General features: G+C 66.1%; 15 protein-coding genes. 4 read left to right on the top strand and 11 right to left on the bottom strand.

Translation table 11 applies throughout. The annotated features are described in order from the left end of the window. The 6 genes from ABN028_RS29445 to ABN028_RS29420 all read right to left on the bottom strand — a co-directional run bounded on the left by ABN028_RS29445 (window position 1) and on the right by ABN028_RS29420 (window position 9,811). A complete protein-coding gene (locus ABN028_RS29445; RefSeq protein ID WP_349331158.1) occupies window positions 1-1,176 on the bottom strand; it encodes an ABC transporter permease in 1,176 nt (391 codons plus the stop codon). A 26-nt stretch (window positions 1,177-1,202) separates the two neighbouring features. Beyond that, the gene (locus tag ABN028_RS29440; RefSeq protein ID WP_349331157.1) at window positions 1,203-2,195 is read right to left on the bottom strand and encodes an ABC transporter permease; all 993 of its coding nucleotides are present in this window, start codon (window positions 2,193-2,195) and stop codon (window positions 1,203-1,205) included. Between the two features lie 7 nt (window positions 2,196-2,202). Then, window positions 2,203-4,059 (bottom strand): ABC transporter substrate-binding protein, encoded by a 1,857-nt coding sequence (locus ABN028_RS29435; protein ID WP_349331156.1) that lies wholly within the window; start codon window positions 4,057-4,059, stop codon window positions 2,203-2,205. Window positions 4,060-4,474: 415 nt separating this feature from the next. After that, complete coding sequence (gene aceB / locus ABN028_RS29430) at window positions 4,475-6,094, bottom strand: malate synthase A (RefSeq protein ID WP_349331155.1); 1,620 nt, start codon at window positions 6,092-6,094, stop codon at window positions 4,475-4,477. 50 nt (window positions 6,095-6,144) lie between these two features. Next, window positions 6,145-7,218, bottom strand: coding sequence for a TolB-like translocation protein (locus tag ABN028_RS29425; RefSeq protein WP_349331154.1), 1,074 nt, complete (start codon window positions 7,216-7,218; stop codon window positions 6,145-6,147). Window position 7,219: 1 nt separating this feature from the next. Next, a complete protein-coding gene (locus ABN028_RS29420) occupies window positions 7,220-9,811 on the bottom strand; it encodes a hypothetical protein (protein WP_349698866.1) in 2,592 nt (863 codons plus the stop codon). Between the two features lie 569 nt (window positions 9,812-10,380). On the opposite strand from ABN028_RS29420, the gene ABN028_RS29415 reads away from it, so the two are divergent. From ABN028_RS29415 to ABN028_RS29405, 3 genes are all read left to right on the top strand, one after another. Continuing rightward, window positions 10,381-12,468: a HelD family protein gene (locus tag ABN028_RS29415; RefSeq protein WP_349698865.1), complete on the top strand. Its 2,088-nt coding sequence runs from the start codon at window positions 10,381-10,383 to the stop codon at window positions 12,466-12,468. A gap of 242 nt (window positions 12,469-12,710) precedes the next feature. Beyond that, window positions 12,711-13,598: an aminoglycoside phosphotransferase family protein gene (locus ABN028_RS29410; RefSeq protein ID WP_349698864.1), complete on the top strand. Its 888-nt coding sequence runs from the start codon at window positions 12,711-12,713 to the stop codon at window positions 13,596-13,598. A gap of 147 nt (window positions 13,599-13,745) precedes the next feature. Next, the gene (locus ABN028_RS29405) at window positions 13,746-15,737 is read left to right on the top strand and encodes an ABC transporter substrate-binding protein (protein ID WP_349698863.1); all 1,992 of its coding nucleotides are present in this window, start codon (window positions 13,746-13,748) and stop codon (window positions 15,735-15,737) included. 51 nt (window positions 15,738-15,788) lie between these two features. Here the strand turns inward: ABN028_RS29405 and ABN028_RS29400 are convergent, their stop codons facing one another. The 5 genes from ABN028_RS29400 to ABN028_RS29380 form a co-directional block, all read right to left on the bottom strand. Continuing rightward, window positions 15,789-17,645 (bottom strand): alpha-galactosidase D, encoded by a 1,857-nt coding sequence (locus ABN028_RS29400; RefSeq protein WP_349698862.1) that lies wholly within the window; start codon window positions 17,643-17,645, stop codon window positions 15,789-15,791. Window positions 17,646-17,786: 141 nt separating this feature from the next. Next, complete coding sequence (locus ABN028_RS29395; RefSeq protein WP_349331148.1) at window positions 17,787-18,563, bottom strand: IclR family transcriptional regulator; 777 nt, start codon at window positions 18,561-18,563, stop codon at window positions 17,787-17,789. Window positions 18,564-18,688: 125 nt separating this feature from the next. Beyond that, a complete protein-coding gene (locus ABN028_RS29390; protein WP_349698861.1) occupies window positions 18,689-20,926 on the bottom strand; it encodes an FAD-dependent oxidoreductase in 2,238 nt (745 codons plus the stop codon). A gap of 72 nt (window positions 20,927-20,998) precedes the next feature. Continuing rightward, a complete protein-coding gene (locus ABN028_RS29385) occupies window positions 20,999-22,963 on the bottom strand; it encodes an ABC transporter substrate-binding protein (protein ID WP_349698860.1) in 1,965 nt (654 codons plus the stop codon). A 160-nt stretch (window positions 22,964-23,123) separates the two neighbouring features. Next, a complete protein-coding gene (locus ABN028_RS29380; protein WP_349698859.1) occupies window positions 23,124-23,942 on the bottom strand; it encodes a helix-turn-helix domain-containing protein in 819 nt (272 codons plus the stop codon). 88 nt (window positions 23,943-24,030) lie between these two features. Here ABN028_RS29380 and ABN028_RS29375 point away from each other — a divergent pair, with 88 nt between their 5' ends. Continuing rightward, window positions 24,031-24,828: a phytanoyl-CoA dioxygenase family protein gene (locus ABN028_RS29375; protein WP_349698858.1), complete on the top strand. Its 798-nt coding sequence runs from the start codon at window positions 24,031-24,033 to the stop codon at window positions 24,826-24,828. Window positions 24,829-25,105: the final 277 nt, after the last annotated feature.

Genomic DNA, 25,105 nt, shown 5'->3' with positions numbered 1-25,105 from the left:
CTACTGACTGTACGGGTCTGCTGCATCACGCAGACCGTCGCCGACGAAGTTGAGCGAGAGCACCGCGATCACCACGGCCACGCCCGGCAGCATCAACCATGGCGCGTTGGCGATCACCTGGACGTTCTGCGCGTCCTGCAGGAGGACACCCCAGCTGACGACGGGCGCCTGCAGACCCAGGCCCAGGAACGACAGGGCCGTCTCGGCAAGAATCATGCCCGGAATCGAGAGGGTCAACGACGCGATCAGGTGGCTGGTGAACGACGGCAACATGTGCCGGAAGATCAACCGGCGTGGGCGATTGCCGTCCAGATGGGCCGACGTGATGAACTCCTCGACCCGCAAGGACATGAACCTGCCTCGGGTGACGCGGGCGAGGTCGGTCCAGGCGAACGTCGCGAGGATCACCGTGATCGCGAAGTACCGCTTCAGTGGTCCCCAGCCGCCAGGCACCGCCGCGGCAAGCCCCAGCCACAGCGGCAGCGTGGGAATCGACATGAAGAACTCCACCATGCGTTGGATCAACGTGTCGGTCTTGCCGCCGAAATAGCCGGAGATCCCGCCGAGCACGACGCCGAGCAGGAACGCCATGGTGACGCCGATGAGCCCGATCGTCATCGACACCCTCGTGCCATGGACCAGACGGGACAACAGGTCCCGGCCACTACGGTCCGAGCCGAGAAGGTACATCGGTTGCTTGTCGTCCACCGGACCGATCAGGTGCAGGTTGGTCGGGATCAGCCCCCACATCCGATACTCGTCGGTCGAGGTGTCGAACAGCCGGACGGGAATCTTCTTCGACTCGTCGATCGTGTAGACGTTCTCGAACGTCTCGGGGTCCCGCGAAGACGTATAGCCGTGGACATAAAGTCCGAAGTCCCAGCCGTCGCCGCTCGTGTCTAGCACGTGCAGCATCTGCGGCGGCGCGAAGGGATACTCCTCGTGGAACTTTCCGGTGGAGTACGGCGCGACGAACTCTGCGAAGAGTGCGACGAGGTACAGGATGATCGCCGCCACGGCACCGATCATCGCCAGCTTGTGGCGTTTGAACGCACGCCAGACGAGTTTCGCCTGGCTCGCCGAGTAGTCCTCCTCTCGCGCGCGGTCAGTGCCGGCGCTCGGACCGGACGTACCATCGGGCGTGGCGACCTGCCTGGTCGGCACCTGTCCCGTCACCCCTGCCATGCTTCGCCTTCCCGCCGCTACATTCCGCGCAGCCGGACTCGGGGATCGAGCCACGCCAGAGCGATATCGGACAACAACGTGCCGATGACGGTGAGCACACTCACGATCAGGATGAGTGACCCGGCAAGGTACATGTCCTGGCTGAGCAGCGAGCTCAGCAACAACGGGCCGGTCGTCGGCAGGGACAGCACCTGGGCAACGATCACCTCACCGGATACGAGGACCGGCAGGATCCAGCCGATCGTGGAGATGAACGGGTTCATCGCGATCCGCAGCGGATACTTGAGGATCACCTTCCGCTCAGGAATTCCGCGCGCCCGCGCCGCGACGACGTACGGCTTGCGAAGCTCGTCGAGCAGGTTGTTGCGGAGAATGCGAATCAGCCCCGCCGTCCCGGCGGTTCCGAGGACGACGATCGGCACCCACAGATGGCCGAGCAGGTCCACGACCTTGCCGAGGTTCCACCCCGCATCCGCGTACGTCGGCGAGAACAGCCCACCGACGCTGAGGCCGAAGAACCGGTATCCCATGTACATCAACACCAGAGCGATGAGGAAGTTCGGCACCGCGAGTCCGAGAAACCCGATCGTGGTGAAGAGGTAGTCGCCGATCGAGTACTGCCGGACCGCGGAGTACAGCCCCACCGGGAAGGCGATGATCCAGGTGAACATCAGCGTCGTCCCAGCCATCACGATGGTCAGCGGGAGGCGCTGTGCCAGCAGGTCGGCGACCGGCCGGTTGTACTGGAACGACTGGCCGAAGTCGAGATCGGTGAGGATCGCCGATATCCACTTGAAGTACTGCACGTAGATCGGTTCGCCCAGGCCGTAACGCTGTTGCAGGGCTGCCAGCTGACCCTGGTCCATCTCGATTCCCTGCGCCCGCATCTGTGCCACCAGGGTCGTGAGGTAGTCCCCTGGTGGCAACGAGATGATGAGAAAGGCGACGACGGAGATGAGGAACACCGTCGGAATCATGTACGCCACCCGGCGTACGATGAAACTGAGCATCTCCTGGTCAGCCTTCGTCGATGTAGTACTGACTGGGATTCGTCACGGCGGGATACGGGCACTTGAAGGCGAGCCACATCTTGTCGTCACCCGGCACGTTCTTCAGGCGGTTGGTGACCACCGCGTACGCCTTGGGCGGAAGGCTGATCCCCATGGTCCAGAACTCCTCCTTGGCGATCTCGATGACCTGCCGCATGCCTTCGTACTGCGCCTCGCGATCGGCGTTCCCGACGACCTGCTCCCGGTAGATCTTGGCCTGCCGTTGCATCGCCGGTGGTGGCGCCTCCTTGGGGCTTCCACCCTCGTACCACTGTGACCAGAGGCGCGCATAGGACGATCCGCCGGTGGCGAAGAACCAACGCGGATCTGCCACCAGGTCGAGATAGCCGAGCTCGCCGGAGTCGGGAGTGCAGTCGTACTGGTTGGCCTCCAGCCGGGTGCTGACCAGCTCCGCTGCGACGTTGTCGATGCGGAGTTCGATACCGACCTCTTCCCAGGTGGGCTTGATGAACTCCAACGCGTCGACCATCAGCGGATATCTGCTCTGGTTCAGCACCGTGATGATGATCGGTCGCCCGTCCAGGCCGAGCCGCCGACCCTGGCCGTCGACCTCACCGACGCCTGCCTTCTCCAGGTGCTGTCTCGCGCGGGCCAGATCGAACTCGGTGTACTGCTTGCCCATCTCCTTGGCGTCGTAGAACGGCAGCTCCGGGCGCGGCGCCGTCTGCCACGGCTCGCCCTGCTCCAGGTGCACCAGGTCGATGATCTGCTGGCGGTTGATGGCGTGCGACAGCCCGATGCGGAAGTCCTTGTTCTGGTACATCCGCCGCTTGGCCGGATTCTCGTGGGTGAGGTTCAGGCAGATTCCCATGGTGTTCTGGTTGCCATCGTTGATGTCGACCAGTCGGTAGTCGCCGGCCTCCTGGCCGCGCGCCAGCACGGGTCGGTTCTTCGGAGTTGTCACCTCCGACCGCTGGTAGAGGTCGACGTCACCATTGGCCGCCTGCAGGATCAACGGGCCCTGGTCCTGGAAGAAGGTGAAGACCACGCTGTCGAGGTACGGCAGCTGGCTTCCGTCGGGATCAACCTTCCAGTAGTACGGGTTGCGCTCCCACGCCTGCCGATCGCCGTCGCCATGGGGGTTCTTCGGAATCCATCCGGTAAGTACCGGAAGGTCGATGTTGTTGAGCTCGTCGATCCGCTCCAGGAACGTCTCGTTCCAGTTGTCGGGCAGGCCGGAGGTGAACTCCGGGTGGAACTGCTCGAGGTAGTGCTGGGGCAGCAACCGGAACGGCGGGCCGTGGATCGCGAGGTTGTCGAGAAACAAGGCGTTGGGCTGCGCGAAGGTGAACGCCACCGTGACGTCATCCTGCTTCTCCACCACGAGTGGCTTTCCGTTGATGGCGAGCTGCGACGGCGGCACAGGCGTGATCTTCTCGTTGGAGAAGATGTGTTCGTACCAGAAGACCAGATCGTCGGCGGTGAAGGGCTCACCGTCGGACCACTTCATCCCCTCGCGCAGCTTGAAGATGTACTCCGCGCCGCCACCGTTGACCTCGAAGGACTCGGCGACGTTCGGGATGATCTCACTCCAGGTCGGGTCCCAGGTGATGAGGTGGTCGTGGCACACCGTCATCCACGGCCAACTGGGGTCGGTGCTGGCGTCGACCGTACGCCAGGTGCCACCGTAGGTGCCGATCTGGTCGAGGGGTTCGATGACCCGCGGAGTCTTCGGCAACCGTTCGGCGACCGGCGGCAGGTCGCCTGCCTTGACCTTGGCCGCCAGGCTCGGCGCCTCCTTGCCCTTCGTTCCCCCGCCCTTGCCCCCGCCCTGACCGTTCCCGTCCTTGGTATCGGGGTCCATCGACAGCGCGCTGCAACTGGAAAGGAAGCTCGCGCCCACAACCGATGCACCTAGTGTCAGGAACTGCTTGCGTGATATGGCCCGTCTCATGCTGCTCATCTCTCCTGCTTCGGGGTGTTGCGTAGGTCCCTTACACCGTGGGACTCGGGGTGGGGGTGGGATGGTCGAGGTGACTCGACGGGGCGGCCACGCGATCGGCGTCGCCGGACGAAGGCGGAGCGGTGGATGAGCATGGCCACCACTCCTGAATGGTCCATCCCTTCTCAATGGCCACTCTTCTCAGTGGAAGAGATGCTCCGTATTGCGGAACTGGGGTACCGCTGAGGGTACGAGTCGGAAATCGTGAGGTCAATGAACACAGGGGGACTTTTTCTGGCCGGATTCGGGCCCCCGAACGGCTTGACCAACAGTCGCCCTAGGGACGGGATTCGTCAATGAGTTCGTACGCCGGAATCGTCAGGAAGTCGGCGTAGCTCGGCGCCAGAGCGACCTTTTCGAAGAGCTCGCGGGCAGGCGAGAAATTACTGCGATGGAAATTCTCTTCGCCTATCTCTTCGCGTAGGTGGGCACACTCGTCGTCTGCCACCCGCCGGACGAGCTCGGCCGTGACGACCTGCCCATTGTCCAGTGGTGTCGCGTGGTGGATCCACTGCCAGATCTGGGAGCGGGAGATCTCGGCCGTCGCGGCGTCCTCCATCAGGTTGAAGATGGCGACGGCTCCGTTGCCGCCCAACCACGAGGCGAGATACCGCAGCGCCACGGCGACATTGTTCGCAAGCCCTGCCTCAGTGGGGGTCCCGGGCGTCGACCCCACATCGAGGAGGTCCGCCGCCGCTACCTCCACGTCGTCACGACGCCGGTCGAGTTGGTTTTCCCGACTCCCCAACTGCCGGTCGAACACGTCCTTACATATCGGCACCAGGTCCGGATGCGCCACCCAGGATCCGTCGAAGCCGTCATCGGCTTCTCGCTCCTTGTCCGCGCGGACCTTGCCCAGGGCCTGTTCGTTGATTTCCGGATCGCGCCGGTTGGGGATGAAAGCTGCCATTCCTCCCATGGCGAACGCACCACGCCGGTGGCAGGTCGCCACCAGCAACTCGGTGTACGCACGCATGAACGGAGTCGTCATCGTCACCGCGTTCCGGTCGGGGAGAACGAACTCTTGCCCGGCGTCACGGAAATACTTGATGAGGCTGAACAGATAGTCCCACCGACCGGCGTTCAACCCGGACGCGTAGTGTCGGAGCTCATAGAGGATCTCCTCCATCTCGAACGCCGCGGGAATCGTCTCTATCAACACCGTCGCCCGGATGGTGCCGTGCTCGATTCCCAGCAGTTCCTCCGCGACGGCGAACACGTCGGCCCACAACCGGGCTTCGAGGTGGCTCTCCAGCTTGGGCAGATAGAAGTACGGTCCGCTGTCTCGCGCCAGCAACTCGTGCGCGTTGTGGAAGAAGTACAGCCCGAAGTCCACCAGCGCACCCGTCGCCGGCTGACCGTCGAAGGTGAGGTGCCGCTCGTCAAGATGCCAGCCACGCGGTCGTACGACGATGGTCGCGAGCTCGCCGTCCTCGCGTAATGCGTACTGTCTCCCGTCGGGTCCCTCGAACGCGATGCGTCGCCGGACCGCATCGGCGAGATTGACCTGCCCGCTCACCACGTTGGACCAGTGCGGGGTGTTCGAGTCCTCCAGATCCGCGAGCCACACCTGCGCGCCGGCATTGAGCGCGTTGATGGTCATCTTGCGTTCCGTCGGCCCGGTGATCTCGACCCGGCGGTCGCGCAGGTCCTTCGGCGCGGGCGCCACCTGCCAGGCCGGATCGTCGCGGATCTCCTTCGTGTCCGGGAGAAAGTCGAGAGTCCCGGTCTTTGCCACCTCGTCCCGGCGTTGCCTGCGGCGCGCGAGAAGTTCTTCCCGGCGCGCACCGAAACGCTGCTGGAGAGCGCCGACGAACGCCAGCGCCTCCGGGGTCAGCACCTCCTCACTGCGGGGAACCGAGGGACCGGTGACTGACGTGGCCGCGTGGGAAGGCATGCGAAACTCCTTGCTCGTCGGGAGACACACTCAGAAGACGTTGATCGGATTCAGGGCTTGCCGGAGGTGGAGTTCAGCAACTTCGCCGCGTTCTCCCGCGCCCGGTCCGCCGGCGTCTCCCACCGCTCGGCGTCCGGCGTGCGTTCCCAGGCGTCCAGATCCAACAGGCCGAGACCACGGCCGAACCCCGCCTCGTCCGCACGAAGGCCCACCATGAACGCGAGCCACCTGCCGTCCGGGCTCACGTTGGAGTTCGTCGCCTTCCACGTGTGGTCGCCGGGCATGGAGGTCATCCGTACCCGCTGTTGGGAACCGTCGAGCTTGAGCTTCCACAGGTCTCTCGGTGGGAACATCGGCCAGTCGGTGTCGCAGGAGGACTCGAGACAGATGTACTCGTGGTCGGGAAAGATTCCCTCGCACTCGTTGTGCACCATCGGCTCGTCGATGTAGGTGGTGAACTCGCCGGTGTCGAGCCGGCAGCCCTTGACCACGCAGCGCGGGCGCACATCGCCGGCGACTCTGACGTACTCGGCGAACACCACCTCGGTGTCATCGTGGCGGAAGTCCTGTGGTTCCGGGCGCAGCCCGCGCCTGGTCCGGTAGAACACCCGGTCCTCGCCGAGCTCCGGACCGTCGTCGCCGTAGGCGATCTCGGTGACGTGACACTCGGAGACGTCCGGATCACCCAGGCCGGGATCGTTCCTCCCGGTGACGGCGTAGGTGATCAGCGGACTGTTCGTCGAGACGCCGCAGCCTTCGAAGATGCGGCGACCGAGCGGCTTCGGCGGCCGACTCGCGTTCTTGTCCAGCACCCACAGCTCGGACTCGACATGCCGACTGGTGTCGCGATCTGTGAACTGCCGTGGGCCGATCAGCAGATAGTCCCCGTTGGACAGGATCAGGACGCGGAGGAAGGCGTGATGCTCACCAAGACCCTTGGTGAGGTTTCGTACCTGCCCCGAGTCGACGTCGAGTTCGCAGACGTCTCCGTAGTTGGTCTCGATGAAGGCGATCCTGGTTCCGTCGGCCGACCAGTAGGGGCGTTCACCGTAGTCCAGCAGCTTGCGGTGCAGCGGCGGTGGATCGTCGAGGACGTGAGCGACGTCGGCTCGTTCGTTGGGCATCTCAGTGGATTCTCTGTCGCAGCAGGTGATAGGGCTGCCTGGCCAGCGAATCCTCGAGACCCGGGGAGATCCAGGCGTCACCGCCCGCGTCATGGATGGTGAAGTAGTACATGAGCGCGAAGTCGGAGTCGGTGTAGGAACCTGGGACGGTTACCTGATAGCGCGCACCGTTCCAGCGCATCTCCGCGGTCTCGAAGTCCTCGCCCTGGTTGACATGGCGGTAATGGCAGACCACGTGGCCGTCGAACGACGCCTCACTCGGGACGAGATCGATCGCGATGTCCTCGCCACGGGAGAACCCGGCCGGTGCCGGGTGGGTGAAGCGCGGTCGGGCACTTCGCGGCACCGTCAGGTTCGCCTTGACAGGCGTGTTCTTCTCGGCCCTGGCGGTTTCGTGAAGCCGCTCGAGGTTGGCGAGGTCCTCCTCGATGGCCGGCAGCCGGTCGGCCCAGTGGCCGTGTTCTGACCGCAGGTCGCCGAAGGTGAGGTCCGGCCGGTAGACCTCGCGCGTCTCCTCGACGATGCCCGCCCAGACGTCGCGCGCCTGACGGTAGGCGGCCACCGCGTCCCCCAGGTGCTGCGCATCTCGGGTGCGTTCGTAGAGGGAGTACGCCACCCCCGCTCGGGACTTTCCGGCGAAGAACCGGCCGAGCCCGACCTGCACCTTCACGTCGACCGCCAGCCGGCGGAATACCGGCGCGTCCGGATCCGCGGCCTGACCGGTCGCCGTGGCGAGATTCCGTTCGGCCTCGTCGGCGAGGCCGTCCAGCCAATCAGCGACGTCGAGCGGTGTGTAGCGTCCGTCCCGCCGGCCGGCGATCGCGTCGTCGGCGTACTCGCCCACCCGGTAGAACATGCTCGGGTCGAACGCACTGACACCACCGAATGTCGGCGGTTTCGCCGTGTCCCGCTCGTAGTGGTCGGCATTCGGTCCGCCGGCGATCGGCATGTTGAGATAGATCTCCGGCCAGTAACCGTTGTTGGAGGCACCGAGGCCGTGGACGACGGTGACGAGCGGGAGCACCCGGCTGGCTGGTGCGAGTGCCTGCTCGACCGCGCCGGCCGCGTTTCCGTACTCCGCACGAAGGAACCGGCGCCATTCGTCCGGCTGGGCGTCGGGGTTGTAGAGCAGCCGTCCCCACAGGCGGTAGGTGTAGAGGTACTTCTTCCACACGTCCCGGCCCATGCGCAGACTTCCGTCGGCGTACGGATCCCGCCCACCCTCCTCCCCGGTGTTCTTGCGCCCCTTGAAGGTCAGTGGTTCACACAGCTCGATGCCTCGCGCGCCGGCGAACGTACCGAGCCGCCCATAACCGGCGGCCAGCTCAGGATCGCCCCACAACAACACCTTCTGGGTGCCGGGCCAGATCCTGAACAACAACCCGAGATCGCTGCCCTCGCGGAGGAAGTCGCCATATCCGTACCGGGTGAAGCGCCGCTGGAACGCGGTGATGGCCATCAGCCCACTGCCGGCTTCCTTGGTGGCCCGTTCGCGTTCGCGAATTGTCGTCTGGTGATAGGGAAGCCCCTGGTGTTCGGCCCAGTACTTCGCGGACACGATCACCGGAAGGCCCGTTCCCTGCGCGATGTCGACGAGCGCCTGGTCCACGCCCTTCGCGTGCATGTCGAGCTCGATCGGACGGCCGACCTCGCCGACGGCAGTCATGACGGTCTGCCAGAACTCCTCGTGGTTCGGCTCGGGGATTCCCCCTTCGTAGTGGACCCGCATGGTCAGGCCGTCGATGGACGGACATTCGTTCAGCAACTGGCTCAGTGCCGCCGCGCTGTAGGTGGCGTGGTTCTGCGGTGTCACTCCGGTGACCGGGTAGAGCGGGTCCGATCCTTCGCCCTGGTCAAAGGCATGGTTCCAGAGCCCGAGCTGGAAGTGCATTCCACGGCGTTTCGTCTCGTCACTGATGAACCGAAGCGTCTCGAGATTGCGGTCACGTTCGTCGTCGGGCACGTTGCCGGCGCGTACGTCGAATCCGGGAACGTCGAGCAGGAACGGATACGGGAAGCAGAAGTAGTTGTCGGTCGCGGGATGGTGGCCGTAGTTGTACTGCATGCCGAGCGCCAGCTGGAACCGGTTGACCCGGTTGACGGCGAGTTCGGTGAGGTAGTCGGTCCAGAATTCCCGGTCGTAGAACCAGGGCTTGTCCTCGACGTCACTGGTGAAGGTGCGCAGAATGCTCCGGACCGGCGTCGCCGCCTGCTGGGATTCCGGCGTCGTGGCGCGGAGTTCGCCGAGAACGTCGCCAGTGAAACGGGCACGGTCGGCGAGTTCGAGCACGCCGTACGCAAGGCCACGCGCATCCGCACCAGCCACCCCCACCCGGCCTTCGCCTCCGTCCGGCCGACTGAGCGCGAAGGCCTCCGGGCCCGCAGACTGACCGGTGTCACCGGCGCCGCCGACGTTGACCACCAGGTCGGCTTCGGAGTCCGCGTCGGTACGCACGGTGACGCCCGCGCCGGCCAGGACGTCGGCCAGGTGGCTGACCGCCCACCGCACGGGCGGCTCGGTCGCCAGCGGATCGGACGGGTCGAGAACGATGGCGATGGATGAAGAGTCGCCACCACCGGTCGCGGAGCTCATGGATGGTCCTCATTCCTGCCGATCACGGGCCGATCCCGTGGAAGTGGATTTTCGCATCGTAGAACCTCTCTTCCGCCGGTGGCCACGGCTTCGCCGGTCCACAAACGGCCATCACGCGGCCCGGCCGGACACGCTGGGTGAGACGCGGCCGGCTAGCGGGCATGAGGAGGGCCGTACGCGCCGAGCAGCACGCACTGAGCTGTCCGCACCGAGCAGTACGCGCGACGAGCCGCTCCACCACCGCGAGCGCCGACCTGGAGGTCGACAGTGGAGACCCCTCAGCTGATCATCGCGATCATCGCCATCCTGATCGTGGCGGCGATCGCCCTGAAGGTGTTCCGGAAGAAGTGAGAACGTCCCGGGCGTCGGGTCGACAGGCAGGCCCGGGAAATTCGGTGGCGGCCAACTATCGATCTTGATAGTCTCCCTGGGCCGTTTTTTGGGTGGCTTTCCTACGCACCACTTCAAAGGATCGCAACGAACCGGATCGCTCGTCCGGGGCGGGACCCTGCTGATTGCCGCCAATCCGATGTTCCCCGCCGATTCACGAGCCGAGGACGACTCTTCCCATGGTCGAATCCGTCGAACCCCTGTCCCATCACGCCGAAGATCCAGAACTCGACACCGAGCGCGCCTTTCTCGCCACCGCACGCGCCGCGCTCGCCCGCATGCATCACGACGTCCTTCACCGCGAAATACCGCTGATCGGCGGTGAGGACAATGACGAACGTTTCACCAACGAATCCAACCAACGGGCCCACTGGCTCCGGGTACAGGCCCTTGTCGACCTGCCTGATGTGCCGTTGTTCTTCGGCCGCCTGGACTACGAGTCCGGCGCCATCGAGGAGATGGAGCAGGTCTACATCGGCCGCCGACATGTGCATGACGAACTCGGCACGCCGCTCGTCATCGACTGGCGGGCACCGGTCTCCGTTCCGTTCTATCGGGCGACCCGCAGTGACCGGCAACTCGTCCGGCGGCGGCGCCGTTACGGCTACTCCGACTCCGCGGAGCTGACTGCCTTCGACGACGAGTTCCTCGACGAGGCGGTGGCGGTTACCCCCACCGATGCGTTCCTGCGTGCCGAGATCGAACGACCACGCACTGGGCCGATGCGCGACATCGTGGCCACCATCCAGCCCGAGCAGGACGATCTCGTCCGGGCGCCGTTGCAGCCTTCCCTTTGCGTACAAGGCGCTCCGGGCACCGGCAAGACCGCGGTCGGCCTGCACCGTATCGCGTACCTTCTCTACACCGAAAGGGAACGCCTCGCCCACGGCGGCGGTGTCCTCATCGTCGGGCCGAACCGCTCGTTCCTCTCCTACATCCGCAAGGTGCTTCCCGCGCTCGGCGAGGTCGACGTCAAACAGGCCACGGTCGACGAGGTGCTCGGGCTGGCAGACGATGTCGCACGAGACGACTCGCGCGTCGCGGCGATCAAGGCCGATGCCCGGATGGCGACCGTGCTGCACCGGGCGTTGTGGTCACAGGTCGGTACGCCGACGGAGGGAGTCCTGTACGCCAAGGGTTCCCGCCGCTACCGGGTACCCGACTTCGAGGTCCAGGAGATCGTGGCCGCGCTGCGTGGCTCGACCCGCTACGCCTTCGCCAGGAATGCGCTCGCCCAGCGAATCGCGCACGCCGTCCTGGTCCGGATGGAGCAGCGCGGTGAGTCACCCGACGACCGGGTGCAGAACGCCGTCGCCAGGTCGAAGCCGGTCAAGCAGCTCATCGACGAGGTCTGGCCGAGGGTCGTTCCGGAGCAGGTGTTGTTTCGGCTGCTCTCCGACGCCGACTTCCTGGCCTCGGCCGCTGGAAACGATCTCACACCGGACGAGCAGGCCACCCTCCTCTGGCCCAAGCCCGCACGCTCGTGGAAGTCGGCCAGGTGGTCCGATGCCGACGCCGTACTCCTGGACGAGCTCGCCGACCTCATCGAACGGCGTACCGGCTCCCTCAGTCACCTCGTCGTCGACGAAGCGCAGGACCTGTCGGCGATGCAGCTTCGTGCACTCCGCCGGCGGTGCCGGTCAGGGTCGGCCACCGTGCTCGGCGATCTCGCCCAGGCCACGACACCTTGGGCGGTCGGCTCGTGGCCACAGGTCTTCCAGCACCTCGACATGCCGGACGCCCGACTGACCGAACTCGACCGCGGCTTCCGGGTGCCGGCACAGATCATCGACTTCGCCGCCCGACTGCTCCCCCTCATCGCGCCGACACTCGGCCAGCCGAGAGGCGTCCGTGAGCTTCCGGGCGCACTCCACATCGTCGAGACCGACGACCACGACTTCCTCGACACGCTCGTGGCGACAAGCCACAAGGCGCTCGACGGTGAGGGGTCGGTCGCGGTGATCGCCGCGGACGCCGACGTCGTGACACTGTACGAAGGACTCCTCGCCGCCGGGCTCGCGCCCGCTCTCCTCGGAGCGACCGAGGATGCCATGGAGATGTCACGGCTGGTGTGCGTCCCAGCCCGGCTCGCCAAGGGATTGGAGTTCGACACCGTGGTGGTGGCCGAACCATCGCATATCGTCGAGGCGGAGCCGCGCGGCCTTCATCGGCTGTACGTCGTCCTCACCCGTGCGGTCACCAGCCTGCATGTCATCCATGCGACTCCCCTGCCAGCCGCCCTGCGCGAGGTCGTCCCATCCGTATGAACACGCCAGTAGCCAAGGGCGAGTAGGCAGGGCGCGTCGCCTGCGTCGCGTCTGCTGCCGTGTCGAGGTCATCGGCGGTTGAGAGGGAGTGGATCGAGATGGAGCCAGGTCCCGTTCAGCTGTGGACCTGTGGTGATCTGGCTCAGGTACGAGGTCCACCGAGACACCACCGGCCTGACAACGCGTGAGTAGTCGTCACCAATGGCGGCGCTGTAGCTGACTGGCACCGATGGGAGTGTGGAATGCTCGACGATGAGCTTGCCCGCGTCATGCGATCTGTGGGATTGGAGCTGGGTGCCAAGCGCATGGACCTGACGGGCGGCGCGTCCGGCTCCGGGGTGTATCGCGTGCAGATCGACGGAGACGCTGCGGTGCTGAAGGTGACCCCCGCCGGCGAATGGCAGAACAATGCCCGGCGAGAACTCACCTTCTATCAGACGCTGGCCGACCAGGTACCTGTCACGACACCCAGCCTGCTCCGGTACGCCGACAACGATCACTTCACCGCACTGCTGCTGTCTGCTCACGGTTCCGCGCGACCTGCACGGGAATGGGACCGGCCAGCATGGCTAGAGGTTGCACGGCAACTAGCGGCCATTCACTCGATCCCGCCGCCCGGCGAGGATCCCTGGATCGATCCACCGGTGCACCGGAAGCTTCCCTACCTACCACCCATCGACGTTGCTGAGGCCTACTGGCCCACCACGGGCGCCGCCGACAGTGTACGACCGCTTCTCGACGAACCGGACCAGCTCGTGGAAGCCCTCCGGGCCATACCGGACTGCTTCGGCCACGGCGACTGCCACGTCGACAACCTCCTGCGCGAAGGCGAGCAGATCGTGTGGGCCGACTGGCAGGTAGCAGGAGTCGGATGTCCTGCCAGCGAGCTGGCGTTCCTTTGGTCACGCGCCAATGCCGATGGCGCCGAGTTGCCGTACGAGGCCATGCTGCGCGAGTACGTCGCACATCGCGAAGTCGATCCCGCTCTGTTTCACCGCGCACTGGTCGCAGCAGAGATCGAGATTCTGCTATTCGCATGGCCACACTTCGCCGCCTCTCTCACCCAGGAGGAGCGAGACCGCCTCACACGCCGACTCCTTCAACTCATCCACGACTGGTCCACCACGTGATACACGTGCTGCCCGTGCTGTCCGGTACGGACACGACGGCCGGTAGCGGCCAGGATCTGCCGCACACGTTCCCCGTCCGTGATTTGCTGGCTGGCTCGATGATCGACGGCACTGTCCAGTTCTCACACGCGCGGATGGGATGAGTCGATGGAATCTCCCCACCCACAGCTCAGCAGGCGAGGAGTACTTCGCTCCGCTGGCGCCGGAACTCTCCTCGGGCTCTCGGCCACGGGCTGCGACCTGCTCTCCACCGATCGTTCATCGAACGACAGGAGCAAGGCTGACTCTGCCTCCTCCGGTCCACGGCTGCCGGAGGCGCCGAGCCTGGCCGAGCAGGTGAAGGCGGGCAGGCTCCCGCCGAGGAAGGACCGGATGCCGGCGAGCCCGCTCGTGGTCGAACCGACCGAGCGGGCAGGCAGTTACGGCGGTACGTGGAACACCTGCATGGGAAACCCCGACGCGAGCTTCATCTACACGGCCATTGGCTATGACGGCCTGGTGCGATGGAACCGCGGGTGGACGGAAGTGATTCCGAACCTCGCCGAATGGGAGGCGGGAAAGGACGGACGGGAGTACACCTTCCATCTCAAGCCTGGTACGAGATGGTCCGACGGCGAACCCTGCACCGCCGACGACATCGACTTCGCCTACAACGACGTCATCGGCAATGTCGCGCTCTTTCCGGCGTTCCCGGAGTGGCTCAGCGCGGGCGGACGGCCAGCACGGGTCGAGAAGGTGGACGATCGCACCGTGCGTTTCACGTTCACCCAACCCAACGGCGTGTTCCTGAAGCATCTCGCCTCCTCGGCGGGCAACGTGCTCACCGCGTTCCCGAAGCACTACTTCGAGCAGTTCCACAAGGACTACGCCTCCGACGCCGACGCGATCGCCAAGCAGGAAGGGCATCCCCGCTGGAGCGATCTGTTCATGGCGAAGGGTGGCGGCGGGATGACCGACATCGCCTGGTGGCAGAACCCCGACATTCCCACGATCGCCGCGTGGAAGACCACCGAGCCGTTGGCGGGAAACCTCCGGCTGGTCGCGGAGCGCAACCCGTACTACTGGAAGACCGATCCACAGGACAGCCAACTTCCCTACATCGACAAGGTGGTCGTCCACGTCGTCGCCGATCCCGAGGTCGCCGTGCTGCAGACGACGGAAGGGCGGTACAGCCTGGTCCCGGACGAGTTCGCCGTGGTGCGGGACAAGCCGGTGATCGCGGCCAGCCGGAAGAAGGGCGGCTACCACTTCATCGACGTCCCGCAGTCGAACATGAACGCAGCGACGTTCGTCTTCAACCTCGCGCACAAGGACCCGAACCTGCGGAAGGTCTTCGGGAACAAGGACTTCCGGATCGGCCTGTCGTACGCACTGAACCGTCGGGAGATCATCGACACCGTCCTGCAACGCCAAGGCGATCCCTGGCAGACATCGCCGCTGCGCGGTTCGAAGTTCTACGACGAAGGCCTCGCCAAGCAGTACACCGCGTACGACGTGGGGAAGGCGAACGACCACCTCGACCGGGCCGGATACACCGAGCGGGACAACGAGGGATTCCGGCTGCGCCCGGACGGTGAGCGGCTGGCGTTCACCCTGCAGGTACGCCTGGGCACGATCTCCACGTGGGTCGACATCGCCGAACTCGCCAAGCGCTACTGGGAACGTGTCGGCGTCGAAGCCCGCGTGCAGACCGGCGCGAGTGAGCTCGTCATCGGCCGGGTGGAGGCCAACCAGCACGACGCCGTCATGGACGACGGCTATCCCGGCCTCGATGACGTCCAACTCGACCCGACGTGGTACTTCCCCTCCCACGCCGGCTGCCAGTGGGCGATCCCGTGGGGGACCTGGTACGCCTCACGCGGCAAGGAGGGCGAGGAACCGCCGGCCCAGATCCGCCGCCAGATGGAGCTCTACGACCAGGTGAAGGCGACCTCGGACTCCGATCGGCAGGACGAGTTGTTCCAGCAGATCCTCAGCATCGCGCGCGAGGAGTTCGTCATCATCGGCACGGCGTTGCCGGTCGGCGGTTACAGCGTCGTCAAGAACACTCTGCACAACGTGCCGTCGTCCGTGCCGTGGTCGACGACTTTTCCCTCGCCGGGATGGACGAATCCGGAGCAGTACTACATCGACACCTGAGGGCCTCTGAGGGCCTCTGAGGACACCCGTCGGCGACCGGTGGCCTCAGGGTCACCGCGCCTGCACGGTGATCCGGTCGATGTCCGGGCCATAGCCGCCGACATTGCTGAAGGTGAGAGTGTTCTGTCCGCGTGCCAGGGACAGCCGGAGCGTCTCACCCTGCGGTCGATCCCACCGGTCGTCGTCCGCCCCACCGAGCATGACCTCCTGCACGGGGCCGCCGTTCACCGCCACGCCGACCGCCCGACCGCTCGAACCGTCGACGTAGGAAACCGTGACGTCGTAGGCACCAGCACGCTCTGTCAAGATTCCCTTGACAGTCACCGAAGCGCCCTCGCCGAGGTCGCCGACCTTGAGCCCGCCCGCGCATCCGTCGCACTCGTTGATCTTCGCCGTACCCGCCAGCTCGTTGCCGGCCGCCTCCGCCTCGACCGACAGCGCCGGCACGTTCGGTGTCACCCGCAGGAGTCGACTCCCATGGCCCGGCAGCATCGCGACGTATCCGTCGGCCTGCTGCCCGAGGCCCTTGTCCGCCCACACGTCCCGTACGGCAGCCGGGCCAGCGAAGCCGACGTCGGACCACCGCGCACCGACCACCGCCGGCTTGCGGTCCAGGTTGAACAGCGCGACCGTGTAGCTCCCGTCGGTGTTCTGGACCCTCCACACCTGCTGCAGTGCGTCCGGAACCACCGGGCTCGCGGGCCGTCCCGCCGCGTTGATGGCGAGCACCTCGCGGTTTGTCAGGAGCTTCCTGCCGAGCGCGTCGAGCTTCGTCATGTCGTCGCCGGTGTAGAGCGGTGCGGCCGAGATCGCCCACAGCGTCATGTACGAGTACCGCTCCGCGTCGCTCAGTCCGTCCATCTCACCGTTGCCGACGTTGACGGTGTCGAGGTTGTTCCAGCCTTCCGGCCCGGCATGCTGCACCCACGCAGGCACGTCGTAGAACCGGTTGTCGACGGAGTTGTTCCACGTGACGAGCGTGTCGCAGTAACACTCGACGTCGGTGTCGATCCGCCAGCCGTCGGCGTAGGCCTGCCAGTCCTTGATCGCCGCCCGGTCCAGTGACCACGAGAGTTCGAGCTGGATGTCCCTGCCGGTTGCGGCGATCGCCTGGTGCCATGCCCTGACGTCGGGCCGGTTGTCGTAGTTGGGCCCGGACTTGAACGAACCCGGTCCCACACCGTCGATCTTCAGCAGGTCGTAGCCCCAGTCGGCGATCATGGCCGCCTGGGAGTCGACGTAGGCCTGTGCACATGGCTGGCCGAAGTCGATCTTGTAGGAGGAGTCCCAGCCGTTCGTCGTGCGCAGGTCGGGGTAGACGATGTCGTGCGTACTGCACTCCGGCGCACCGGCGATCGGCAGATCGCCCTTGTCGTACGAGCCTTTCTCCAACCCCACCGCGAGATAGATTCCCGCCTTGAGCCCCAGCTTGTGGATCTCGTCGGCGACGTACTTCATCCCGTGCGGGAACCTCTCGGGGTTGGGCGTCTGCCGGCCGTGTGCGTCGAACCCGCCCTGCCAGTCCCAGGTCGCCGTCCAGCCGGAGTCGATGTTGACGTACTCATAGCCGTACGGCTTCAGGTGTTTCGCCATCGCGCGCGCCTGGGTGAGGACGTTCTCCTCGTGCAGCCAGCTCCCCGGGCCGCGCGGGTTGAGGCCGGGATAGTTGCTGGACTGCATGCTCCAACTGGACCAGCCGCGGTACGGCGGCTCGACCACGGCGGCTCCCGTCGGCGCAGTGACGATCTCCCGGGTGGGCGTCGCCTCGTCACCGCGCGGCTGCCTGCGGGTGGTGTCGGTCGTGGAGTCCTCAGTGGTCGGTACGCCGAACACTCCTCCGGCCAACAGGGTCGCGGCCGCGGCAAGGGTGCTGCCGGCCGTCATCAGGCGCCTCATCCGGTAGGTCACGCCTCGCATCCTGGCCGATTAATTTCCGCGGTCAAGAATGTGGCGGTGGCCGCTTCCGTCCAGGTCGTCACCCGGCTGGTCGGGGACGTACGCCGAGCTTGGTCGCGCAGGCCACCGCGACCGTCTACCGAGGGTGCGCGGTCAGCGGCCGGTCGTGGGCTGGCGGAGGGCGGCCTCCACCGTACGACGCGCGTCGTGCAACCACAGCTGAAGTGTCGCGAGGTCGGTCACGTCGGACGGGCCGGCCAACGCGAGGGCGACCCGGTGCTCCCCTTCGACCTCGACGGGTATGGCCGCGCCCATCCATCCGCGCCGGAACCACCCGGTGAGCACGATCACGTCGTGCGCGACGTTCTTCGCGGCGAGGTCGAGCACCTCCTCCTCGGTCGCCGGCACGACACCCTTCTCCCCGTCCCAGCCGTACCGCTGTCGCGATCCGCGCAGGATCGCGAGCGCTTCCTCGCGGGGGAGGTCCACGAGGAGCCGGAGTCCCGGTGCCGAGAGGTGGATCGGGTAGTCCGACCACCAGAAGTCGATGGTGTCCCCGTGTTCGGTCGTCCGCAGGAAGTAGATCATCTGGCCCCGCCACAGCATGCCGAGCGACGGGCTGAGCCCTCCGCAGCTGGCGGCGATCTGCTTCATCGCCGCACGCGGCTTCCGGATGAGCGGAAACTGCGACGTCGCCGAGGCCAGCGAGAGGACGCCGAAGTCGGGGGCGAAACCCTTGGCGGTCTTGCGTACGTACCCCACCTCGGTCAGGGTGGCGAGGATGCGGGAGATCGAGCTCTGATGGAGGCCGAGCCGGCGGGCGATCTCGGTGCCCGTCACCGGCTCGCTCTCGTCGACCAGCACCCGCAGCACCTCGAGCCCGCGCGCCAGGGCCTGGTTCTGCGACGAGCCGGTGACCTCCTCACGCATACCCAGAGCTTAGTACTCGTCACGTGCATGCCCTTGCCGTCCCGGCTCTTGGAGGAAGGACACCCTCGTCCAATGCCGCGCTGGAGGAGAGGCACCCTCATCCAATGCCAAGGCCAGCGGCCGGCTCAACGTGGTTCGGCGTAGACCCGGACGGCAACCACGTGCGCCCGGGGCGCGCCGTTGGTGGACTCGATCACGACCCGCAGCCGCCGCGCCGTGACGGCCGTGTCGAGCTGGTGCACCCGGTGCCGGCGGCGGTTGTCCTGCACGTCGACGAGCGTGGTCCAATCCCCGTCGACCTCGGCCTGGATCTGGTAATTGCGTACCAACCCGGGCATGACGTCGTACGGCGTGCGATGGTGGTGAAGGTTAATGAGATCCTCCTCCACCTCGTCGTCGAGGATCAGCGCGACCTCGCGGAACGTCGCCGGGGCGTCCCAGGCGAGCTCCACCCACGGCTGCTCGTCCCATGCCAGTGGTTCCGACGCCCACATCTGTGGACCGCCGTACGGTCGCGCATACCCGCCGATCACGTGCCGCGCGTCGAACGCGTCCGTCGCCCTGCCGAGGCGGTAGCACACGCTCGCCCGGTGCAGGATGTGCTTCCACTCCCGCCACTGCTCGGTGTAGATCTCGCCCGGCGGAGGCGTGCGGTGGCGGAAGAACAACGTCCCAGGCTCGGCCGAATCGCTGCAGTGCAAGGCGACGTGGCGATTCTCCCGCACCACCACGAAGGCGTTCTGCGGGTGGCCAGGTGTCCAGTCGAACGTGAGCGTCACCCACTGTTTCTGGCCCGCCGGCACGGACGTGGTCGCCGTCTCCACAAGTTCGGTGGGAATGTAGTTCTGCGGATTGCCGGTGTGCTGCACCTCGATGGTCAGCTCCGTGTCGGAGTCGGCGTCGACCAGCAGCTCGAGCGAGCCGAGGCCAGGATCCGCCGGCAGCACCATGCCGACATGGGTGTCGAGAGCGAGCGTGCTGGCCGAAGTCTCGACCGCCAGGTTCCGCAGCGTCGACGACGCACTGGCCCGGGCGGCCAACGCGAGGTCGGCGGGATCGGTGTTCTCCACGCCGAGCAGGGAGGCGTCCGATCTCACCATCGCCCTGTGCACCAAGGCGATCTGCTGGGTCGCCAGCTCGCGCGGCGAGATGCCACGCTGCGTGGCCAGGGCCGCCGCCGTCCCGGCCGCCTCGCCGACGACCGCACACGTCGCCATCACCCGGGTGCTGCCGAAGGCCACGTGGCTACAGCTGATGTTGCGGCCGGCCATCCACATGTTCGTGACGTTGCGCGAATACAGGCTCCGTAGGGGAATGTGGTAATTTCCGTCCGCGTGCCAGTGGCGCGATCCCCGTTCGGTCGCGTACATCCCGCCGGGAGGATGCAGGTCGATCGACCAACCACCGAATGCCACGCGGTCGGGAAAGAACTCCTGGCCCAACACGTCGTGCTGTGTCATCGTGTGGTCGCCGACGAACCTGCGGTACTCCCGCTTTCCTGGGACCGCACCGATCCATTCCAGCGTGAGAGTGTCGGCGTCGAACTTGCCGGAGTTCTTGATGTGGTCCCAGATGCCGTAGATCGCCGCCTGCAACTCGTCGCGGATCTCCTCGTTGTCGTGGACGACGTCCTTTTCCCCACCCCATTCGATCCACCAGTAGGCACACCCGTTGAGGTCGGTCCGAATGATGCGCCGCTCCGGGATCGACGTCGTGGTGATGTCACGGGCGAACTTCGGCGGTACGTACTTCACCGGCTGCCCGACATCCTTGGTGTAGAAGAGAATCGTGCTGCCCAACGTGGAGTCGTCCGCGTCCTCGGGGGCCCACGACTCGTCGTACTCACTGCGGGACTCGCACCCCGTGCGGTACCACGCGCCGGCCAGGAACCCGACGAAACCGTCGCCTGTGCAGTCGATGAAGGTCGGACTCGTGAACCGGATCTCCCGTTCCGACCCCATCATCCAGCCGGTGACCGCACGGATGACCCGTGCGTCGTCGGGACCGTCGGACTCGACCGAGCGGACGTCGGTGTTGAGAAAGAGCGTGATGTTCGGTTCGTCGCGGACCGCTTCGAGGACGACCAGATCCCAGTAGTACGGATTCCCGTCGAGGTTGCGGAACTGGTTCTCCACGAACATCTCGCCGATGATGCCGGTCTCGCGGGCGTAGCGGTGCGAGCCGTGACCGGTGGCGCCGCAGACCCAGACCCGCACCTCACTGGAGGAGTTTCCACCGAGTACGGGACGGTTCTGGACGAGGGCCACACTGGCGCCCTGGCGGGCGGCCGCGATCGCCGCACAGCAACCGGCAAGGCCGCCGCCGATGACGGTCAGGTCCGCGGAGAATTCTTCGTGACGCATGCGGTGATCACTCCGATCAGGTCGCAGGTGTCAGGCAATGCGGTGTGCAGTGCGGTGTCAGGCAATGCGGTGTCAGGCAATGAAGTACTGCTCCGGGTTCGTGGGGCCGGGGCTGGGATAGACCCACGAGTTCGGCATCTCCTCGGGAACGTTTCGGACCCGGTTCGCGACGGTCGCGTACTCCTCGGGCTGGAGGTTGATCCCGATCGTGTAGAACTCGTCCCGGGTGATGGCGAGGATCTCCTTCATGAGCGAGGTGCGCTTCCCGCCGTCGGCCTCCGCCCGCAGCTGGTCCCAGAGCTCCAACTGCCGCTTCGTCGCCGCCGGTGGTTCTTCGCCGTTCTCGCCACCGCTGAGATACCAGTCCCACCAGGCGCGGCCGAAGTACGTCGCACCCGCGCTGACCGGCAGGTAGTAGTAGGGGTTGAGGTAGATGTCGTTCCAGCCACCGGCACCCTGCCACACCGCAGCCTCGTGTTGCTGCGCCTCTCCGGTGCGTACGTCGAAGAGGGCGCGGTCCTCGCCTTTGATCCTGATGTCGAGGCCCACTTCTTTGGCGTGGCCTCTGATGAGTTCCAGTACACTGGGGAATTCGGGCCAGATCGCCGTCGCGAACTCGATCGTGATGCTGAGTCGCTTTCCGTCGGGACGCAGCCGGAATCCCTCGGAGTCCTTCTCCGGCAGGACCCGGTCGAGATGTTCGGCGGCGAGACCCGTGTCGTACTCCGTGTACTGCTTGGCATGTTCCTCGTCGTAGAACTCCGACTCCGGCCGCGGTGCCGCCTGGTACGGCTCACCCTGCTTCTGGTACGCCGCATCGATGATCTCCTGGCGGTTGATCGCATGGGAGAGTCCGATCCGGAAGTCCTTGTTCCGGAAGATCTCGCGCAGGACCGGATCCTTGTGGGTGAGGTTCAGGCACACCACCATGGTGTTCATGTTGGACGGAACGGCCTGGGCGAAGCGGAAGTCGCCCTGTTCTCTTCTTCTGGCCAGCACGGGCTTGTTGGCCAGTGTGTTGCTCGGACGGAGCTGGAAGTCGTTGTCACCGGCGAGGACCTGCGTGAGGATGACCTCCGGATCGGAGATGACCGCGTAGACAACCTTGTCGATGTACGGCAACTGCCGCCCGTCGGGATCGGTCTTCCAGTAGTACGGATTCCGCTCCAGGATGACGCGCGGGCCGTCGCCGACACCGTTGCTGATCTTCCAGGCGAAGAGTGTCGGCAGATCGGCGTTCACCCAGATGTCGGTCTTCGCGAAGAACAGTTCCGTCCAGCTCGCGAACTTCTCCTTCTTCGCCAGGGATTCCGCATCCGGGTTGTACTTCTTGTGGAACTGCTTGAGATAGCGTGCCGGCTTGGTGACGAACTGCTGGCCCACCGTCGAGGCGTGTTCCTGCAGGAACAGCCCGTGCGGGTTGTCGAAGCTGAACCGGACCGTCTGCGGGTCGAGCGCCTCCGCGGTCACCGGGTTCGCCGCTGCGGCGGGAAACAGGTCCCGGTTGTTGAAGACGTCGTTCTGCGCGAAGGCGATGTCCTCGGCGGTGAACGGATCGCCGTTGGACCAGCGCATTCCGGCCCGTAGGTGGAAGGTGAACTGCTTCGCGTCGGGCGTGACGTCGACCGACTCGGCGATGTTGGGGATCGGCTCCGGTTCCCAGTCCGGGCTCCACCGCATCAGGTAGTCATATCCCACGACCCGGTTGAGCTGGATCGCCTCGGCGGCCCCCAGAATCGCGCTGTGCAACTCGCCGCCGTACGTCCCCACCTCGTCGACGGGCGTGACCGTGAGCGGCACCTTCGGAAGGCGTTCGGCCAGCTTCGGGAGCTTCCCGGCCTTGACCAGGTCAGCCAGCATCGGCGACTCCTTGGCGCCGGGCCGACCGCGGTTGCGACCGGCGTCCCGTCCCCCACCGGGGTCGGTGGAGAGCAGGTCGCAGCCGGGCAGGGACGCGGCGGCCAGCGTCACGAAGCCGGTTGTCGTCAGGAAACGCCGCCTCGTGGAGGCACCAGGGTTGTTGCCGTCCGGTCTCATCTGGTCCTCCTGGTCGAGCGCCCGGCACTCGTGGCCGCCTGTCGAGATCGTGGAGTCGCTTACCCGCTATACGCATACTCGCGTCACAGCATGCACGTCCTGGCGGTGCTGGTCACCAGGCGGGAAGTGGCCAGCACCGGCAGTCCAGCTGTGGATCGGGTCAGCGAAGCACCGAACCCCTCGCCCGCCATGCGCGCGGCGACATGCCTGTCACGTCCTTGAACTGGCGGCTGAACAGGAACACGTCCGGGTAGCCCAGCTCCCGCGCGACCATCCCGACCGGGTCACTCGACTCGTCCAGGCGCAGCATCGCGGCCTGGATCCGACGCCTGACCAGCCACGACCGCGGCGCGAGCCCGAACGTCTGGCGGAACCGGCGGACGAAGTAGTCCTCGCTGAGCCCGACCACCGCCGCGAGGTCCTCCGCGCTCAGGCGCTCCGCCGGACGGGCATCGACGTAGGACTCCACCGCCGCACGGTCCTCATCGTCGAGCGGGGGTGTACGCCGGCCCCGCGCCGCCGCCCGGAAGACGTCGGAGAAGAGGACGACCAGCAACGCCCGCAGCCGCTCCGCACGGAACGCAAGGGCACCGGAAAGCTCGACGACCAGGGCATCGAACGTCGTACGCACCTGCCAGGCGCCCGGCACCACCAGGTGTCCACCCGGGCAGCCGGCGGTGTCGCTCGCCACCCGGAGGCGGTACAACGTGAGGCCGGCATCCCCGGCTGCATGCAACTGAAAGGGCGTCGCCGGAGTCACCCAGAAGAACGACCCCGCGGCCAAGGACACCCCCGTGCCCGCTACCTCGCCGCCCGCCGATCCCGCCACGACAAGGTAGACGAGGTGTTCGGGCAGGCCACACGGGAAATCGAGCGCCCAGGTGCCTGGCAGCCGGTCGTAACCGAAGAGCGTGCCGACCACCTGGTCGCCCTCGGTCCGCATCAGATCGAGCCAGTCCTGCTGCCAGCGCGACACCACGCGGCCGATTCTCACACACCGACCCAGTGCAAAAGTTCCGACGAACCGGGGCATGGAGCCCGTGCCACCCACGCGGGACGATCGGCCTATGACGACGACCACGACGCCGGCCGCGGGGCACGCCACCGAGCAGGCCGCCGCCACGCTGAGCCGCGACGAGGTACGGCAGTTCCACGAACTCGGCTACCTGGGCCCGTACACCGCGATGCCGGTGGACCGGATGACCGACCTCCGGCGGCGGATCGAGGACGAGGTGCTGCCGACGCCCGGCCGCAACCCGAAGAACCCACTCCAGGCCAGGCACCTCGACCACCGATTCCTCCACGACGTGATCGCGGCGCCGGAGATCGTCGGCAGGCTCCGCGGCCTGATCGGTGCGGACATCGTGGTCTGGGCGAGCTACTTCTTCACCAAGGACCCTGGTGGCAAGGAGATCCCCTGGCACCAGGACGCGAACTTCTGGCCGATCGAGCCACCGCTGAACATCTCCATCTGGATGGCGGTCGACGAGGTGACGACCGAGAACTCCTGCGTGCAGATCATCCCCGGTTCACACCGCACCGTCGTACGACATCTGCCGGCGCGTGAAGGAATGGCGTTCGGGCAGGAAGCCGACCCCGCCGCCGTCGACACGTCCGCGGCCGTCGACATGGTGCTGCGTCCCGGCGAGTTCTTCATCTTCAACGAACGCCTGCTGCACCACTCGCACAAGAACACCTCCGACCGGCGCCGGATGGGGCTGTCGGCGAGGTACACCGTGCCGTTCGTCGCGCTCCTCGACCAGGATGCGCCACCACTCTTCCCCGGCCACGCGTGCGTCGTGGTCAGCGGCGAGGACACCTTCGGCCTGAACCGCACCACCAGCCCATCCCCGCCGACCCGGTAGCCGCCGGCGGAAGGGCGTCGCTACCCGACACCGAGGACCGCATGGCTCTTCCCGGCGTACCCGTCATGCGCTGGCAAATCCGCCGGCGTCGAAGGTCGCCCGAACGGGCCGTTGGGCACGGGTTACTCGCGCTTTCCTGAGCGCGCGGCGGCGATCTTGGCTGCCCGCGGCAGCGACTCCTCGATGTGCACCGAGGCCTTCTTACGCGCCATGACGCCATCTTGACAGAAGGGGCATGGGCGGGTGATGCAACAGTTCCGGAGGGTGTGGCGTCTCG

Source organism: Actinopolymorpha sp. B17G11 (assembly GCF_040196095.1).
GTDB lineage: Bacteria > Actinomycetota > Actinomycetes > Propionibacteriales > Actinopolymorphaceae > Thermasporomyces.
This window is presented reverse-complemented; position numbering and strand designations above follow the sequence as displayed.